General features: G+C 44.2%; 15 protein-coding genes and 3 tRNA genes. 4 read left to right on the forward strand and 14 right to left on the reverse strand.

Features of this window, described 5'->3' with window-relative positions:
- Positions 1 to 83: 83 nt before the first annotated feature.
- The 8 genes from hflC to tsaE all read right to left on the reverse strand — a co-directional run bounded on the left by hflC (position 84) and on the right by tsaE (position 8985).
- The gene (gene hflC, locus M5X66_RS16570; protein WP_036948944.1) at positions 84 to 1085 is read right to left on the reverse strand and encodes a protease modulator HflC; all 1002 of its coding nucleotides are present in this window, start codon (positions 1083 to 1085) and stop codon (positions 84 to 86) included.
- Positions 1086 to 1087: 2 nt separating this feature from the next.
- Complete coding sequence (gene hflK, locus M5X66_RS16575; protein WP_270103741.1) at positions 1088 to 2296, reverse strand: FtsH protease activity modulator HflK; 1209 nt, start codon at positions 2294 to 2296, stop codon at positions 1088 to 1090.
- A gap of 173 nt (positions 2297 to 2469) precedes the next feature.
- Complete coding sequence (gene hflX, locus M5X66_RS16580; protein WP_036948938.1) at positions 2470 to 3750, reverse strand: ribosome rescue GTPase HflX; 1281 nt, start codon at positions 3748 to 3750, stop codon at positions 2470 to 2472.
- A 91-nt stretch (positions 3751 to 3841) separates the two neighbouring features.
- Positions 3842 to 4138: an RNA chaperone Hfq gene (gene hfq / locus M5X66_RS16585; protein WP_006662385.1), complete on the reverse strand. Its 297-nt coding sequence runs from the start codon at positions 4136 to 4138 to the stop codon at positions 3842 to 3844.
- Between the two features lie 107 nt (positions 4139 to 4245).
- Positions 4246 to 5187 (reverse strand): tRNA (adenosine(37)-N6)-dimethylallyltransferase MiaA, encoded by a 942-nt coding sequence (gene miaA / locus M5X66_RS16590; protein WP_036948935.1) that lies wholly within the window; start codon positions 5185 to 5187, stop codon positions 4246 to 4248.
- A complete protein-coding gene (gene mutL / locus M5X66_RS16595; protein ID WP_270103742.1) occupies positions 5180 to 7165 on the reverse strand; it encodes a DNA mismatch repair endonuclease MutL in 1986 nt (661 codons plus the stop codon). Before mutL ends, miaA begins: the two co-directional genes overlap by 8 nt.
- A gap of 12 nt (positions 7166 to 7177) precedes the next feature.
- Complete coding sequence (gene amiB, locus M5X66_RS16600) at positions 7178 to 8506, reverse strand: N-acetylmuramoyl-L-alanine amidase AmiB (protein ID WP_036948929.1); 1329 nt, start codon at positions 8504 to 8506, stop codon at positions 7178 to 7180.
- A 14-nt stretch (positions 8507 to 8520) separates the two neighbouring features.
- Positions 8521 to 8985 carry a tRNA (adenosine(37)-N6)-threonylcarbamoyltransferase complex ATPase subunit type 1 TsaE gene (gene tsaE / locus M5X66_RS16605; RefSeq protein ID WP_036948926.1) on the reverse strand — a complete coding sequence of 155 codons (465 nt, stop codon included), beginning with the start codon at positions 8983 to 8985 and terminating at the stop codon, positions 8521 to 8523.
- Between the two features lie 214 nt (positions 8986 to 9199).
- Here tsaE and queG point away from each other — a divergent pair, with 214 nt between their 5' ends.
- On the forward strand, positions 9200 to 10357 hold the full coding sequence (gene queG / locus M5X66_RS16610; protein WP_108478804.1) for a tRNA epoxyqueuosine(34) reductase QueG: 1158 nt from the start codon (positions 9200 to 9202) through the stop codon (positions 10355 to 10357).
- A gap of 702 nt (positions 10358 to 11059) precedes the next feature.
- Here queG and M5X66_RS16615 read toward each other — a convergent pair.
- The 6 genes from M5X66_RS16615 to orn all read right to left on the reverse strand — a co-directional run bounded on the left by M5X66_RS16615 (position 11060) and on the right by orn (position 12874).
- Positions 11060 to 11135: transfer RNA gene (locus tag M5X66_RS16615), tRNA-Gly, on the reverse strand.
- 56 nt (positions 11136 to 11191) lie between these two features.
- A tRNA-Gly gene (locus M5X66_RS16620) sits at positions 11192 to 11267 on the reverse strand.
- 40 nt (positions 11268 to 11307) lie between these two features.
- Positions 11308 to 11383 (reverse strand) — tRNA-Gly (locus M5X66_RS16625).
- A gap of 222 nt (positions 11384 to 11605) precedes the next feature.
- Entirely contained in the window at positions 11606 to 12013 is a 408-nt protein-coding gene (gene vapC, locus M5X66_RS16630) for a type II toxin-antitoxin system tRNA(fMet)-specific endonuclease VapC (RefSeq protein WP_036948921.1), read from the reverse strand.
- Complete coding sequence (gene vapB, locus M5X66_RS16635) at positions 12006 to 12248, reverse strand: type II toxin-antitoxin system VapB family antitoxin (protein WP_036948919.1); 243 nt, start codon at positions 12246 to 12248, stop codon at positions 12006 to 12008. The genes vapC and vapB overlap by 8 nt, the downstream gene beginning before the upstream one ends.
- Before the next feature lie 83 nt (positions 12249 to 12331).
- On the reverse strand, positions 12332 to 12874 hold the full coding sequence (gene orn / locus M5X66_RS16640; protein WP_036948917.1) for an oligoribonuclease: 543 nt from the start codon (positions 12872 to 12874) through the stop codon (positions 12332 to 12334).
- Positions 12875 to 13011: 137 nt separating this feature from the next.
- Between orn and rsgA the strand changes: the two genes are divergently transcribed.
- From rsgA to mscM, 3 genes are all read left to right on the forward strand, one after another.
- Positions 13012 to 14064 (forward strand): small ribosomal subunit biogenesis GTPase RsgA, encoded by a 1053-nt coding sequence (gene rsgA / locus M5X66_RS16645; protein WP_036948915.1) that lies wholly within the window; start codon positions 13012 to 13014, stop codon positions 14062 to 14064.
- Between the two features lie 133 nt (positions 14065 to 14197).
- Entirely contained in the window at positions 14198 to 15091 is an 894-nt protein-coding gene (gene asd, locus M5X66_RS16650) for an archaetidylserine decarboxylase (protein WP_036948913.1), read from the forward strand.
- A 49-nt stretch (positions 15092 to 15140) separates the two neighbouring features.
- Positions 15141 to 18482, forward strand: a complete 3342-nt coding sequence (gene mscM / locus M5X66_RS16655; RefSeq protein WP_108478803.1) for a miniconductance mechanosensitive channel MscM — start codon at positions 15141 to 15143, stop codon at positions 18480 to 18482.
- Positions 18483 to 18520: the final 38 nt, after the last annotated feature.

The following is an 18520-nucleotide window of genomic DNA, read 5'->3' on the forward strand; positions in this document are numbered from 1 at the left end:
AAAAAAGCCCACCGAAGCGGGCTTTTCTTTATTAGATTAACAGTAATTTAAGCTCGTTGCACGTAACTTAAGCTGTTTATCATTTAATCCGTTGAACGCAGCTTAGTTGGCGCCTTCATAAAACGGAAGAAATCAGTGTCTGGGCTAAGCACCATCACATCATCACCGTTCTTGAAGCTCTGCTCATAAGCACGCAGGCTACGAATAAAGGCATAAAACTCTGGGTCTTGGTTGAATGCATCAGCAAACAGTTTCGTTGCCATTGCATCACCTTCACCTCGCAGGGTCAGCGCTGTACGCTCTGATTCTGCCAGTGTTTCTGTTACTGTCTTATCCGCTACCGCACGAATTTTAGTTGCTTCTTCTTGACCTTGTGAACGATGCTGACGCGCTACCGCTTCACGCTCTGCACGCATACGTGCATAGATGGCTTCAGAAACTTCATTTGGTAATTCAATACGTTTGATACGCACGTCAACCACTTCGATACCTAACGCCGCCATACTGTTTGCGTTAACAACCAGTGGCTTCAAGTTAGTTTCTTTTTCAACGCGAGCCGCCGCATCTGCAATTGCAGCATCAGCGTCTTTGGTTGCTTCGTCAGTTGCTGTACCTTTGTTCAGTGCATCGCGAACATCAACGGTTAAACGACCACGAGAGTCAGTGATGATGTCTTTAACGCTTAAACGACCAAACTCAGAACGTAAACGGTCACTGAACTTACGTTTTAACAGGGTTTCTGCTTGGAATGGGTTACCGCCGCCAGTCGCTACATAGTAACGGCTGAAATCAGTAACACGCCATTTCAGGTATGAATCCACCATTAAGTCTTTGTTTTCGCTAGTCAGGTAACGGTCAGCTTGAATTTCTAACGTTTGAATACGTGCATCTAGCATTTTTACAGTTTCAATAAATGGAACTTTGAAATGCAGACCTGGTTCATAAACGATGGGTTTATTCTCAGAATCACGTAAAACCTTACCAAAGCGTAATACAATACCGCGCTCAGTTTGAGGAACAATAAAGATTGATGCGTAGGCAACGGCTAAAACAGCAATCACTACAAAAATAAATGACTTACGCATGATTATTGTCTCCCAACTCTAACTGCATCACCACGCACAGAATTGTTTGGCTGCGCAGGTGCTGAACTCGTAGAAGATGAATTGTTCGTTGAGTTCGTCATTCTTGCTGACTGATTCACTTTTGGCGCCGCAGGCGTATTGCCCGTCGCACCACGCATGATTTGATCCAACGGCAGGACTAACATGCTGTTGCTCTTATCATTAGCAATTACTTTACGTGTATTTGCTAATACGCGTTCCATCGTTTCGATGTATAAACGCTCGCGGGTAATTTCTGGTGCAGCACGATATTCAGGTAGCATTTTCGCAAAGCTTGCGACCTCACCCTCTGCTTTGAAGACGACGCTCGCCTTGTAAGCTTCAGCTTCTTCGATCATACGTTGCGCGTTACCTTTCGCGAGAGGCAGAACTTCATTTCGGTAAGCGTGCGCTTCACGAATTGTTTTTTGTTCTTCTTCCCTTGCGGAGATTACATCATCAAACGCCGCTTTAACATCTTCTGGCGGACGAGCCGCTTGGAAGTTGACGTCCAGCAGGGTAATACCCATTTTGTATGGTGCAATCGTAGCTTCTAGCTCTTTCTGCGTAACATCACGGATAAAGGCTCGATTCGTAGTCAATACTTGCTCCATAGCAGATTGACCAATAACGCCACGCACCGCACTATCCAGCGCTTGACGCAGGCTATTATCAGGATTAGTTACGCTGAACAGGTATTGAGCAGGATCAGTAACACGATACTGGACGTTCATTTCAACGCGGATAACGTTTTCATCTGATGTCAGCATCATACCGTTAGTCGCTTGCTCGCGAACAGTTTCAACGTTCACAGGAATGACTTGATCGATAAACGTTGGTTTCCAGTTCAGACCAGGTCCGACAACACCACTATATTCACCAAAACGTAATACTACGCCACGGTCACTTTCTTTAATGGTATAGAAGCCTGAGCCAGCCCATACTACGACAACCGCAGCAAGTGCTAACATACCTAGACGACCGCTCAGCTGTGATGGCTGTTTGTTGTTACCTTCACCGCCGCCTTTATTACCGCCGCCGCCAAGCTTGCTGCCTATTTTACGAAAGAGATCGTCGAGATCATAAGCCCCAGGTTTCCGACCACCTTTGTTCCCGCCAGAGTTGCTGCCTTTATTGCCGCTTCCCCACGGATCGCGGTCTTGTCCGTCATTACCGGGCTGATTCCACGCCATGTTTTAGCTCCATTCTTTATGATTGATTTTTAGGGCTAAGAGCGATATTTCTCATCATTCATTTCACCCATGGGCGTCTTGAATCAAGTCGAGGATATTGGGCTCTTAATATCAATTCCATTGCCTAACTGTGTTGCGGTTAATTCAGTCAACTAACTGTTTTAACATCATTTTTAAACAACATAGTTAGGTAATTGTTGCTCCTGCTTACATAAACGTCGCCAATCCACCATTGGCATACGCACCTCAAGTCCAATAGTGCCGTCTTCTTCTTGCCATTCACGTTCGATGGATTGAAGTTGATAAAAACGACTCCGTAAGCGACCTTCATTCGGCGGTAAACGCAATTCAAAATGTGCGATCTCACCTGAAAGGCATTCCGTTAATGCTTGAAGCAACAAAGGGATACCTTCACCTGTTTGCGCTGAAACCCAGACACGAACCGGCTTGTTATCCTCATCTCTGTCAATACGCGGGACAAAATCGCCGAGCATATCAACTTTGTTCATCACTAAAAGTGTTGGGATTTCATTTGCTTCGATTTCTTCCAGCACACTGTCAACCGCTTGGATATTTTCATCCAGTCGGACATCAACTGCATCAATCACATGGAGTAGTAAAGTGGCTTCACGTGTTTCTTGCAGAGTTGCTTTAAATGCAGCAACTAGATCATGTGGAAGGTGGCGAATAAAACCCACAGTGTCCGCTAAAACGACAGTTCCTACATCATCAACATCGATACGACGTAAAGTAGGATCTAACGTAGCAAACAGTTGGTCTGCTGCGTAAACATCTGCCGACGTCATCCGATTAAATAAACTGGATTTTCCGGCGTTGGTATAGCCCACCAAGGAAACAGTTGGAATATCTGCTTTGCTTCTTGATTGGCGACCTTGCTCACGCTGTTTTTCGACTCGTCCGAGACGAGATAAAATCTGTTTGATTTTATCTCTGAGTAATCGGCGGTCAGTTTCAAGCTGAGTTTCGCCGGGACCACGTAAACCAATCCCGCCTTTTTGTCGCTCAAGGTGCGTCCATCCCCTCACTAAGCGAGTGGATAAATGCCGTAATTGAGCTAATTCAACTTGAAGTTTACCTTCATGCGTACGCGCACGTTGTGCAAATATATCTAAAATTACCCCTGTACGATCAACGACCTTACATTGGCAAACCCGTTCGAGATTACGTTCTTGAGCAGGGCTAAGCGTGTGGTTAAATAGCACCACATCCGCACCACTAGCTTCGACGGCTTCAGCGATTTCTTCAGCTTTCCCTTCCCCAACGAAAAATTTTGGGTGGGGAGCCTTACGGCTGCCAGTTACTATTTGTACAGGTTTAACGCCAGCAGACGTCACTAAAGACTCAAATTCTGCTAAATTATCAACGTCTTTTTCTTGATCAAAAAAGACATGAACCAGTACAGCTAGTTCACCGCCTTCATACCTATCAAACAAGGTGTAACCTCTTAGGCTAAACAATAATTGCAAAGGAAAAACACAGGTATAGTCTCCCTACCCATGCTTTCCTTGTTTTTAGCGTACAGTCTTACTCAGCTGATTCGCCATCTTGCCCAGCAGAAGCACCACCGTGGTAGTTGCCATTGCCAGCGCCAGCAGTACCAGTACCGCTATGATGAGAAACAGGGCGTGCTGGAACCACAGTAGAGATAGCGTGTTTATAAACCATCTGGCTAACTGTGTTTTTCAGCAAAATAACAAATTGGTCAAAAGATTCGATTTGACCCTGCAATTTAATACCATTAACTAAATAAATAGAGACCGGAACCCTTTCACGACGTAATGCGTTCAGGAACGGATCTTGCAAAGATTGCCCCTTAGCCATTCTATGTTTTCCTTATTTTGTTGTTTTTTAAATGAGAATCTTACGATTCCTAAAAATTACTACTCAAAAATTACGCTTAACGCTTTAATTGTACACAAAGAATAGCCCTATGCACTAATAACCTGTATAACGGTGTCAAGCGCTTGCTGAGGTTGTTCACTATCTAACCGATGAACATTGTCCCAGCTTCTCAACCAAGTGATCTGCCGTTTAGCCAATTGGCGCGTCGCGCAAATCCCTCGATAAACCATTTCATCATAATCTATTTCACCATCGAGATAAGACCACATTTGCCGATAACCTACACAACGAATGGAAGGTAAATCAACATGAAGATCACCTCGTTGGTATAGCGCTTTAACTTCGTCTTCAAACCCTGCTTCTAGCATTAAACGAAAACGACGTTCGATACGCTCATGTAAAATTTTACGATCTTGTGGCTCAATAGCAAACTGAAACACATTATAAGGCAATTCTGTGCCTGCTGTTTGAGTCATTTCAGTCAAAGTTTGTCCCGAAATGAGATATACCTCTAAAGCTCGGGATAATCTTTGTGGATCATTAGGATGAATACGTGCCGCAGAGACGGGATCGACCTCAGCCAAACGACGATGAACCTCACCCCAACCTTGTTCTTGCGCTATCTTCTCAATTGCCTCACGAACTTCTGGAGAGGCTGATGGCAGCGGTGATAACCCTTCTAATAAGGCTTTAAAATAAAGCATAGTGCCGCCGACCAGTAATGGAATCTTACCTTGAGACGAAATTTCATCCATTACATTTAATGCGTCACGACGAAAATCAGCCGCAGAATAAGGCTGAGATGGATCGAGGATATCTATCAAATGATGCGGGGCTTGGCTAAGCTCTTCTTGAGTAGGCTTCGCGGTACCAATATCCATTCCTCGATAAATCAATGCCGAATCGACACTAATAATCTCCACAGGCAAATGCTTGCGTAATTCGATGGCCAATGCCGTTTTGCCCGAAGCCGTTGGCCCCATTAAGAAGATGGCATTTGGTTTTTGTTGAGTTACTAAATCACTCATTTGTCAGTGTAGCTACCACGGGTTGTAAATTAATTAATTGTAATAATGTTGGCGGTGGATTTGTAACCCACTGCGGACAGATCCGCTCAACATCAGCCAGTAATTGAACTGCTTGCGCCAAACTCCAACTTTCTTCGTTTTTTGCCTGAGAAATCGCATTTGCTAGCCATTTCGCGATATTTTCATTCGAGACACTCTCTTTTGCTGACAAAAATACGATTAAATCAGAAAAAAGCTGCGATAAATTTTGCGTTCTTAACGGTAACGATACCGTATGAATTGTTACTTTTCCATGAAATATCGAGGCATCGATACCAAATAGTGTCAATTGTTCCTTATAACGTTGCAAAACCTCTATTTCGTCACTTTTTAGTGACAATTTTAAGGGAATTAGCAACGGTTGAGGTTTTAATCCACCATTTTCTGGCGTTAATTGAGCCAGCTTGAGTAAGTAATTCGCTTCATTCAAGGATAACAGGATTATCCCTAATGAAGACTCAATTAATGCAAAGTTTTTTGCGTAAATTGTCAATACTTTACCGAATTGGTAGTTATCCGCACTTTTCGCTACAGATTGGCTGTCTACAACATTGACACTCAACGGCTTTCTTTCAGGAAATAATGGTTTTTTATCTTCAGGCGCAACGGGAATCGACATCAAACGTTGATACAGCTCTCCCGTTTTGCGTTCATAGCTTGGCTCTGGGCGGCTGTAGTTTGGTTGTGAACGGTTATAGCTTGGTACTGGGCTGGATTTGTCTGCATTGTCTGAAGCAAAAGAGCGACTTTTACCCATTACTGATTCACTTCGTGGTTCATCATAAGAAAGTGAAGGCTCTTTAGCATGAATCCGTTGAGATCCTTGCGGTTTATCTATTTCTAGTGAAGCAGGAGATGCAAAGTAGTTATCTCCTGCAGATGCACGGTTTTCAACTTCATTGGATACTGGCTCTATTCCAGGAAGTTCATTTTCCGTCAGCGCATTAAGCAATACAGTACGTACCGCTTGATAAATGAAATCATGCACTAATCTGGCTTGATGAAAACGCACCTCATGTTTAGCGGGATGGACGTTCACATCCACTTGCTTTGGATCGATGGTCAAATACAGCACATAAGCAGGTTGTTGATTCTCATCCAAATGACCTTCATAAGCTTGACGGATCGCATGGTTGATCAGCTTATCGCGCATCATACGACCATTCACATAGCAATACTGAATATCACTGACTCCGCTAGACGTCGTTGATGGTGTAACCACCCAGCCTTTGATTCCTAAATCACTGTGCTCCCATGAAAGCGCTAACGCGCCTTGCATAAAGCCCGTTCCACAGATTGTGCCTAAACGGCGCTCTTGCTGGTTGGCATCTTGCGCTGCACGATACTGCTTAACTAACTTGCCATTGTGCGACAAATTAATCGCTACATCAGGGCGGGAAAGTGCAATTCGACGCACGATTTCATCAATATGCCCAAACTCGGTTTTTTCTGTGCGCATAAATTTGCGACGCGCTGGCGTATTGTAAAAAAGATCCAGCACTTCGACTGTAGTGCCATTTGGATGGGCTGCGGGTTTTACGGTCACCTGCATGTCACGACCTTCTGCATAGGATTGCCATGCCTCAGTTTGCTCTGCAGGTTTGGAGGTTAATGTCAGGCGGGAAACAGAGCTAATACTGGCAAGGGCTTCCCCACGGAACCCCATGCTCATGATAGCTTCAAGGTCATCTAATGTCGCAATTTTACTGGTGGCATGGCGCGCTAAAGCGAGGATCAACTCATCTTTGTTGATCCCACAGCCATTATCTCGAATACGGATCAGCTTTTCCCCTCCTCGCTCAATCTCGATATCGATACGAGTTGCCCCTGAATCAAGACTATTTTCGACTAACTCTTTAACCACTGAGGCGGGTCTTTCGACCACTTCACCCGCCGCTATTTGGTTCGCTAATTGAGGAGAAAGGATCTGGATTGCCATAACCTAATTCACTTATTTTGGCGCTGCTTGCAGCGGATTCGCTAAAAAGTACTGACGTAACCCTTGGTGAATACCATCAGCCACTTTTTCTTGATAATCATTGGACTTCAATAGCTGCTCTTCGGATGTATTACTGATAAACCCAGTTTCCACTAAAATGGATGGAATATCGGGAGAACGTAGTACGCCAAGGCTCGCATGTTCTGGCGTTTTCTTATGAATATTACCAATTTTTCTGAGCTGCTGAATGACATGAACGGCAACATCGTAACCCACACGTTGTGAGTGCCCAAACTGTAAATCCAATACCGCTTGGCTTAAATACGGATCTGCACCACTAAGTGCGTCACCCGCCCCACCAAGAAGTTCAGATTGTTTTTCACGTTGCTCCAACCAACTACCTAATTCACTGTTTGCTCGGCGATTAGATAGTACCCAAACGGATGCCCCACGAGCGCTACTGTTTGGTGCTGAATCAGCATGAATAGAAACCAGCATGTTGGCGCCTTTCTTACGAGCAACGTCTGAACGACCGCTGACGGAAATAAAATAGTCTCCGTCCCTTGTCATTACAGGCTTAAACATCGGATCTGCATCCAGTTTTTGATACAATTTACGCGCCACACTTAGTGTCACGTCTTTTTCTTTATAACCGTTTTTACCAATCGCACCTGGGTCTTTTCCACCATGACCCGCATCAATCGCAATCACCACCTGCTTAGTGCCTTTTGGCAAGGTTTTGGTTGGTGTTGCAGGGGTTGATGGCGTGGTCGATGACGCCGCCGCTGGCGCATTCATTTTTAATGGTTTTTCTTGCACGGGCTGAACGGGCTGCGAATTACGTGTAGATGGCGTTGCCGTCGGCTGAGCTGGCATCACAGTATTATTATATGAATTTGATGTCTGTCCTTTACCTGTTGATACAGTAAAGACAACTTGGTATTGACCTGATACCTGCTGAACAACCGCTTTAGTTTTTGCCGCTTGAGAAAGCTCAAGAACGATACGTTTGTGCTGGCTATCAGGTGCTTGGCTAGCGCGAACTTGCTTCACCAAGTCCCCTTTCGGTAGCTTAAGTGGTAAGCCAATAATTTCACCACGTTGCTGAACATCAATCACTAAGCGTTCTGGTGAGTGCAACGGGAAGTAGGAATAATCAGGCTTTCCATCAACAAATGTTAATGTCACTTGCGCCTGTGAAGGGCTATTACTAACTTGAATATTAGAGAGAGATGCAGCTTTGGCGGTTGATGTCACCAGAGCCAGAGCAAACATCATCAATAATAAGAAAAGAGAAAAAATACCCTTGGTAGTTATTCTGTTCATCGATGCATTCATCATGAGCTATATGTTCCTTAGAATACCGTTAACGCTTCCAATAACGACTCTCCGGTTGTCGAAAAAGCGACAACCCGAGCCTGACGCCCTTCATCTTGATAGGTTAAATGGATCTCCAGATCCGCTTCAGGTAAGAAGCCTTTACCCTGCTGTGGCCATTCCACTAAACAAACTGAGTTGTCTGAAAAATAGTCGCGGATCCCCATAAACTCAAGTTCTTCAGGATCGGCTAAGCGATACAGATCAAAGTGAAAAACGTGTCTATCCGCTAATTCATAAGGCTCAACGAGTGTATAGGTTGGGCTTTTTACATGGCCTTGATGGCCCAATGCTTGTAAAAATCCACGACTAAATGTGGTTTTTCCTGCACCTAAATCGCCATACAGGTTAATAACTGCGCCTTGTTTACAGGCCATAGCGATCGTGCGCCCAAGCGCGACTGTTTGCTCTTCATTAGCAAGTTGTACTGTGCGTTCTTTCATAGTTAGCGAAGCCAATTATAATGATAAAATTCATTCAATATTGATATTAACGCCTATTTTAACTCAAGCAGATCTATTTGTGTTATTTAACATTGTTGGAACATCGAGATCGGACATTTCCGAGCAAGATCGTGCCAACGCGATCCGTAGATTTTGAGAAATCCAATGATCGTGTTAGAGTGCCTGCGAATCCACTTTTACCTAGATATTTCCCATGTCCACACGCCTCGATCTCGACCTTCTTGCCCAAAATATTAAACAATGGGGCATCGATGCTGGCTTTCAACAAGTCGGTATTTGCGATACGGATCTTACCCTTGAAGAACCCAAGCTCCAAGCATGGCTGGATAAACAATATCATGGAGAAATGGAGTGGATGAAGCGCCATGGTATGATGCGGGCGAGACCCCATGAATTACACCCCGGCACACTGCGTGTCATTAGTGTTCGAATGAACTACCTTCCTGCTAAGGCAGCTTTTGCCAGCACGCTAAACAATCCAGAACTAGGCTATGTCAGCCGCTACGCCCTTGGTCGCGATTATCATAAGCTATTAAAAAAACGCTTAAAAGTGCTTAGTGATCGGATCCTCGAGTATTGCAGCCAGTTTGAATGCTCCGATGATTTGAATTTTCGCCCTTTTGTTGACTCGGCACCTATCCTAGAACGCCCGCTTGCTGTCAAAGCGGGTTTAGGCTGGACGGGTAAGCACTCACTGGTGCTTAACCAACATTCAGGCTCATGGTTTTTCCTTGGCGAATTGCTTGTCAATCTTCCTCTACCCGTTGATCAACCCGTTGAAGAGCAGTGCGGGCGCTGCGTTGCTTGTATGACAACTTGCCCAACGGGTGCAATTGTCGAGCCTTATACTGTTGATGCAAGGCGCTGTATTTCCTATCTAACCATTGAACTCGATAGTGCGATCCCCGAAGAGTTTCGCCCTCTAATGGGTAATCGGATTTATGGCTGTGATGACTGCCAACTTATCTGCCCGTGGAATCGCTTTTCTCAGTTGACGGATGAAGAGGATTTTAGCCCTAGAGCCGCATTGCATACGCCGGAGCTATTGGATCTTTTTTCATGGGACGAAGAGAAATTTCTCCGTATTACGGAAGGATCGGCGATTCGCCGTATCGGCTATATAAAATGGCTACGTAATATCAGCGTTGCTTTGGGTAATGCGCCCTATCAAGATAATATTATTCTCGCATTACAGAGTCGTCTTGGGATCAACCCTATGTTAGACGAGCACTTCCAATGGTCGATTGGACAACAACTCAAGCGTCGAGAAGAAAACCAAGTCACAATTCAAACTTCGCAACAAAAACGTCTTGTTCGGGCAATTACTAAAGGTTTACCCCGAGACGCCTAAAAAAAGTCCAGCCTTATATCCTAATCTATCAATTGTCAAACTGATGTGAATAAAATAAAAAAGTGCTTACCCGACAATAGGTAAAGGATTTGCAAGTTGTGCTAAGCACATTTTGAAGAAATAGTTTTTTACTTTAATTTCAATGAATTAAAAATAAAATTAATAATATTCATTTTGTGATAATCAAAAATTAACCAATAACTAACCTGTGGATAACTCTGTGCAGCAAAGTATTTCTGCCTAGGATAAAACGAACCTAGCCCTACTCAGGTTGTGGATAACTTTCTCATGGAGAGAAGTAATAAAAAAACGCTGAATTTTAGTTAACTAACTAAAGTAAAGTTATCAAAAAGCCAGGTTAATAAGATATTTTAACTGAACCGGTGAAAATAGGATTTTTTACCTTTTACTCGAACGTTCGCCATTTTAGCTGAAGTTCTTATAGGATGCCCTATTGCTAAGGGGTGGCTATTCTATGGCTCCCCGTCTATTAATGCAAGCAAAAAACTCACTTGGATCCTAAAAAGATCATAAATAATAAAAGGATCGTGGGCAAGGAAGGTAAAAGCTGCTTTTGTGTAAATAATGAACGCTAAAAGGCGAATAAGTATTAACGCGTAAGCACAAAACTAGCGTTTAATAGAATGTTTATTAGGGGATAATACAGAAAGAAAAACAAAAAAAAATTGAGAGGTAAAAATTTGGAGCGGGAAACGAGACTCGAACTCGCGACCCCGACCTTGGCAAGGTCGTGCTCTACCAACTGAGCTATTCCCGCATTTGGTGGGTACTGCTTTTGCTAAAAACTATTATAACTAAAGCACTAAGAAAGTTTGGAGCGGGAAACGAGACTCGAACTCGCGACCCCGACCTTGGCAAGGTCGTGCTCTACCAACTGAGCTATTCCCGCATTCCGAAAATAGTGCTCTAGCTAAAACATCAAGAAAATTTGGAGCGGGAAACGAGACTCGAACTCGCGACCCCGACCTTGGCAAGGTCGTGCTCTACCAACTGAGCTATTCCCGCATAACCAATTCTTGGTGCCTTAATCGTGCCAATAAAATCACAAAAACTTCATCGGTACGGGGAGCGCATTATACGAGAAATTAAGATACTAGCAAGCGTTTGAACTCAAATTTTTTATTTTTTTGTTCGTTTGATGATAAAACAATCATAGTGATGATTTTGTCGTCGCCGTTTGTTAAATAAGCATTTCAAGGTGTTAAGTTTGTTAACCTTAGCGCCTTTTTATGATGAATTGACCCAATCCTCTAATCTTAAACCATCAACCCTTTCAAACTCGCGAGTATTATTTGTAACGACGATAAGCCCTTTGCTTCTAGCGTGAGCCGCTATGTGTAGATCATTTTCCCCGATTTTTTTACCTTGTTTTTCGAGATTTGCTCGAATATCACCGTAATGACAAGCGGCCGCTTCATCATAAGGCAACACGCAAAGCCGAGAAACGAAATCATTAACAACAGCTAAATTTCGTTCTGGATTCATGCTTTTTTCTGCACCAAAAACCAGCTCTGCTAACGTAATTGTTGAAATTGCCAATTGGTCAGCATGCTGGTTAAACTTTGGTAATAATGCTGCAGGTCGTCGTTTGATGGTGAAAATAACAATATTAGTATCAAGCAAGTATTTAATCATCGAAAGATTCTCTTGGGGTAGGAACTTGCTCTGCTCTCGAAACTAAAAAATCATCCGTGGCCGAAGTTTCCGTTAAAAAGAAGCTATCCCACGTATTTTGCAGTGGTGTAATAATACGCTCTTTACCTTTCATTCTAACGGTGACTTCTTTCACATCATCAGGAAACCGTAACTCTGCGGGTAAACGAACATTTTGAGTCCGATTACTCATAAAAACCTTACTGTGTAGGATCATGATGATTCCTCCTAAATAGTGCCATATAGCTTGAGTATATAGCACCATTAGGATTGCTGCAATATTGAGCACTTTAGAGCAAGTTATTTAATAAACGTTTCTCGGTAATATACCAGCTCAGCGATTGATTCGCGGATATCATCCAGCGCTTGGTGGGTATTTTTCTTTGAGAATCCGGCGAGGATCTCAGGCTTCCAGCGGCGGGCTAACTCTTTTAATGTACTCACATCAAGATAGCGGTAGTGAAAATAGCTTTCTAACTCTGGCATATAATTAAATAAGAAACGGCGGTCTTGCCCTACGCTATTCCCACAAATAGGCGATGCGCCTTTTGGTACCCATTTCTCTAAAAATTCAATGGTCGCCAGCTCTGCTTCACGCTCACCAATAGAACTTTTACGAATACGCTCGACTAAGCCGCTATTAGTATGGGTGTTTACATTCCACTCATCCATCAATGCCAACTGCTCTTCGGTTTGGTGTACCGCGATAACAGGGCCTTCGGCTAAGATATTCAAGTTACTGTCAGTCACAATAGTAGCTATTTCAATAATACGATCACGAATAGGATCGAGCCCGGTCATTTCTAAATCGATCCAAATTAAATTATTCTCATTCTTTTGCATGATATGCCCTAACTGAATACGGTGGAGTTAAGGTATGATAACACCCTTCGTTCTATCCGTTATAGGTATGTTGTTTTTCAATAATATCCCTATCGGTTATAATATAGACGCCAAATTATTTAAGTGAGAGAGGTCAGGTGGCTAAGCAGAAACTTTCGAAAGGCCAACAGCGCCGCGTGCAAGAAAATCATCAAAAAAGACTCAAAAAGCAAAAAACTATTGAGATTGATGATAGCCAATTAGGTGAGGCTCAAGAGGGCTTAGTGATTAGCCGCTTTGGTCAACATGCGGATATTGAAGCCTCAGACGGCACTATACAGCGTTGTAACCTGCGTCGAACCATCTCATCTTTAGTGACCGGGGACAAAGTTGTCTGGCGTCCTGCGCTAAACACACAGAGTGATATCAAAGTGAACGGTATTGTCGAAGCCGTTCATGAGCGCCACTCCGTCTTAACTCGTCCTGATTATTATGATGGGTTAAAACCTATCGCCGCCAATATCGACCAAATCGTCGTGGTTTCTGCGATTTTACCTGAATTATCGCTTAATATTATCGACCGCTACTTGGTCGCCTGCGAAACCACAGGGATCCAGCCGATTATTGTCTTAAACAAAGTTGACTTGCTAGATGAAGAAAATCGCGAGTGGGTCAGTGATTTAATGACAATTTATAGCGATATTGGCTACCAAGTGCTTGAAGTTTCCAGCCATACCGGTGAAGGCATGGAAGCACTCACTAACACGCTATCCGGTAAAGTGTCGGTCTTTGTTGGTCAATCTGGTGTCGGTAAATCCAGTTTATTGAATACGCTGTTACCTCAAAATGAGGCCGCGATCTTAGTCAATGATGTCTCTGATACCTCGGGCTTAGGGCAACACACCACGACTGCATCCAGGCTGTACCACTTCCCACAGGGTGGTGATGTCATCGATTCACCGGGCGTGCGTGAATTTGGTCTCTGGCATCTGACAAAGGAACAAGTGACCAAAGGATTTGTCGAATTTAAAGATTACCTTGGTGGCTGTAAATTCCGCGATTGTAAACACTTAGATGACCCCGGCTGTTTACTGCGAGACGCAATGGAAGACGGCAAAATTGCCGAATCACGCTTTGAAAACTATCACCGTATTTTAGAAAGTATGGAACAAGTTAAACTGCGTGGTAACTTTACCGCTAAAGAGAAATAATCCCCGAAATCAGTCTAAAATAAGTTAGTGAGCGCTCACATTTTATCTGCTTTGTGAAATAATTCGAAAGCAGATTAGTTTCAGTTACAATAGCGCCCTTTCACTAACTTTCCTTTAAAATTCAGAGGTTAACGTGCTAGATAAAATCAAAATCCGCCTGCAATTTATGCTTCCTAAACAAGGACTTACTCAACTTGCAGGATGGTTTGCTAGTCGAAACGTCGGGTTTGTAACCCAATGGGCAATAAAGCTGTTCGCTAAAGCCTATAAAGTGAATATGAATGAAGCTCAAAAAAGTGAATTGACTGCATATTCAACCTTTAATGACTTCTTCATCCGTACGCTGAAAGATGGCGCGCGCCCAATTGTTGAAGCTGAACATCAACTTGCACAACCTGCGGACGGTGCCGTTAGCCAATTAGGGCCTATTGATAATGACCTAATCTTTCAGGCAAAAGGTCATAACTATACGGTTGAAGCCCTGCTTGCTGGTCAATATCAGTTAGCGGATAAATTCCGTGGTGGTGATTTTATCACAACCTATTTATCCCCAAGCGACTACCACCGCGTGCATATGCCATGTGATGGCTTATTAACAGAGATGATTTACGTCCCTGGCGATCTGTTCTCCGTTAACCCATTAACCGCAGCAAATGTGCCGAACCTATTCGCGCGTAATGAACGTTTGATCTGCGTGTTTGATACCCCATTTGGCACAATGGTGCAGATTTTAGTTGGTGCAACTATTGTAGGCAGCATTGATACGGTTTGGAGCGGTTGTGTTAACCCACAACGTGAAGGCGTGATTAAACGTTGGACGTATCCAGCACAAGGTGAAGAAGGCGCTATCTTCCTACAAAAAGGGGAAGAAATGGGTCTATTTAAACTGGGTTCTACTGTTATTAACCTGTTTGAGCCTAACAAAATTCGCTTTAATGCTTCATTGATCCCAGGCTATGCAACCCGCATGGGTGAGCTGTTGGCTGAATCAACGGATGAACAGCAACGCACTGAAACTGTTAGCTAATCATTTAAACTATAATTAAGTTATTCTATCGCTGAAGGAGCTCCTCACTGTGCGTTTGATTATCAGTTTTTTACTTAGCCTGTTAATCGTTTTTTCATCCCAAGCGGCGCCAGCCTCCGCGCAAGATGAAGCACAGATTACACAGGAGCTCAAACAGCTTGATCCAAGCAAAAACCCCAAAGATGCTGAGATTGCTCAAGCGTTGCAAGGGGCATTAAGCTGGATTAATGAAGCTCGAGATGCGGACAATAAGGCAAAGTCTTACCAAGATGCTATTGATAATTTTCCTAGAATTATCAAAACAATCCGTCAAAACTTGCTCAATGAAACCGATACGCCGCCCGCTATCCCCACGAGCATTAGCTTAAGTGAACTCGAGCAGCGTATTACCCAACTCAGCAGCCAGCTACTTGATCAAGGGCGCTTGATGCAGCAAGAGCAAGACAAAGGACGCGAAATCAGCGAATCCCTGAATCTCTTGCCACAGCAGTTATCTGAAGCACGACGCCAGTTAACGGATGCCTCAACGCGATTCCAATCGCTCAATACGCCAACGACACCGTTAGCTGAAGCCCAATATACCTTAGCTCAAGCCGAAGTAAGCGCTCGCAAATCGATTGTGAACGAGCTAGAAATGGCGCAATTATCAGCCAATAACCGCCAAGAAATTTCTCGAATGGCGCTAGAGCTTGAGAAAAAGCGTTATCAGCGCCTAGAGCTTGAACTTCAGCAACTCCGTGATTTTCAAAATACCCAACGCCAGCAAAAAGCAATATTGGCGTTAGAGCATACAGAAATGTTGGCGGAACAGGGTGAATTGACCCCGTTCTTAAAAGAACAGCTCGATATCAACCGCAAAATGTCCCAAGAGTTGACCGAGCAAGCGCAGCGCATGAGCGCGATCACCACCAACCAAGCCGAAATCTCCACCAGCATTCGAAATGCTCGACAAGCACTGTCCACTATCCGTGAACAAGCCCAGTGGATCAGCAGTTCAAGTTCCTTAGGGGAAGCGCTTCGAACACAACTTTCTCGCCTTCCAGATATCCCTAAAAGCCAGCAACTTGACCGTGAAATGGCGGATTTACGTGTTCAACGGCTAAATTATGAAGATATGCTTGAGCGCTTATCCAAGCTCGATGTGTCGGTGCAAGAAAGTGCTAATGATTTAAGTCCTGCCCAGTCGCAGGTTTATCAATCACTGATGAAGACCCGCAAAGAGCTATTAACCTCTCTCATTTCGGGCTTTGATGGCGAAATGTTAGAGCTGACCAAGCTCAATGTTGCAACGGGACAATTAACTGATGCACTAAAAGAGGTGAAAGACGCCTCAAACCGTTATCTATTCTGGGTCGCTGACGTCCCGCCGATTAGCATTAATTATCCGGTACTTGTGGTTACTGACATGACCCAGCTACTTTCACTGGATACTCTCTCCCAGCTAACGGGCGCACTACAAGTGATGGTCACTAGCCAAGACTCGTTCTTATACCTGCTAGGTTCCATTATCTTAGTGATTTTCAGTGTCAGCACGCGCCGCCATTATCAAGCATTCTTAGACCGCTCGAGTCTACGCATTGGTAAAGTCACACAAGACCGTTTCTATTTAACCGTTCGTACTATTTTCTGGTCGATTATTGTCGCACTTCCTCTTCCAATGATGTGGTCTGCCATTGGTTATGGCTTACAAAGTGCATGGCAATACCCGATGGCAGCGGCCATTGGCTACGGCGTTAGCGCAACCACCCCGCTGCTCTGGCTGTTTATGATCAGTGAAACATTCTCACGCCCAACCGGGCTGTTCATTTCCCACTTTGGTTGGGATAAAGACGCGGTTAAGCGCGCAATGCGCCATTATCGATTAGCCATTTTTGTGATTGTGCCGTTAGTGATGGCAATCATCACCTTTGAACATTACAGCGAAAGAGAGTTCTCCGCGACCTTAGGCCGCCTCTGCTTCTTAGTGCTGTGCGTCGCATTAAGCCTAATTACCAACAACTTACGCCGTTCTAAAATTCCATTGTATTTGGACAGGCACGGCTCCGGTGAAAACTTAGTTAATACCGCATTATGGTGGCTCATTTTCATTGCGCCGGTGATTGCTGCATTTTTCTCCGTATTAGGTTATTTCTCAACGTCTCAAGCACTACTAGCGCGGCTCGAAACCTCTGTTGCGATTTGGTTTGTGATTTTAATTGTTTATCACACAATCCAGCGCTGGATGTCGATGCAGCGCCGCAAACTCGCCTTCGAGCGAGCAAAACAGCGCCGTGCGGAGATCTTAGCCCAGCGAGCTAAAGGGGAAGAAGACTCTCAATTACCCAATGCTAGCGGTGAAGGGAATATTGATATCGAAGAGCAGGTTCTTGACCTTGATACTATCAGTTCCCAATCAGTTGGATTGGTACGCTCCATTCTGACTATGATAGCGCTGGTCTCGTTAATCTGGCTGTGGTCCGAATTACATACCGCATTTTCATTCCTTGAAAATATTCGCCTGTGGGATGTAACCTCATCCATCAATGGAGTCGAAACCGTTCAAGCCATCACAATGGGGTCGATTTTCATCGCTATTTTGGTGATTATCGTTACTGCACAGCTCGTCAGAAACTTGCCTGCACTATTAGAACTGGCGGTTCTTCAGCATCTCGATTTAACACCGGGTACCGGTTATGCCATCAGTACCTTGACCAAGTACAGCATCACCATCATCGGAACTATTGTCGGTTTCTCAATGCTGGGGATCGACTGGTCAAAACTGCAGTGGCTTATTGCTGCAATGGGGGTCGGGCTCGGGTTTGGTTTACAAGAAATTTTCGCCAATATTATCTCTGGCTTGATGATCCTGTTTGAAAAACCGATCCGTATCGGCGATACGGTCACTATCCGTAACTTAACCGGTAGTATCACTAAGATTAATACCCGCGCCACTACCTTAACGGACTGGGATAGAAAAGAGATTATTGTGCCGAACAAGGCATTTATTACTGAACAGTTTATTAACTGGTCTCTGACCGACACCATTACCCGTATCGTGATGACCATCCCTGCTCCTGCGGATGCCGATAGCGAAAAAGTGACAGAGATTATCCTGCGCGCCGCAAAACGCTCGTCCATGATCTTGGATAACCCGAATCCTGAAGTTTATCTCGTGGACCTACAGCAAGGGATCCAAATTTTCGAGCTGCGGGTGTATGCAGGTGAAATGGGGCACCGTTTACCGGCTCGCCACGAAATCCATCAGCATATTTTAGAAGCCTTTGCAGAACAAGGAATTACATTGCCATTCCCACCGTTCCAAGCCCGTGTGGATGTGCGCAGTAATTCGATTCAAAGCGCCACAAATAACCTTTCTGGTCGAAACCCACCTCGTGGTACTGGTGAGTTATAAGTTGATTGAGGGAGCACTTGCTCCCTTATTTTCTATGG

This window comes from Providencia sp. PROV188 (assembly GCF_027595165.1).
Lineage (GTDB): Bacteria > Pseudomonadota > Gammaproteobacteria > Enterobacterales > Enterobacteriaceae > Providencia > Providencia lanzhouensis.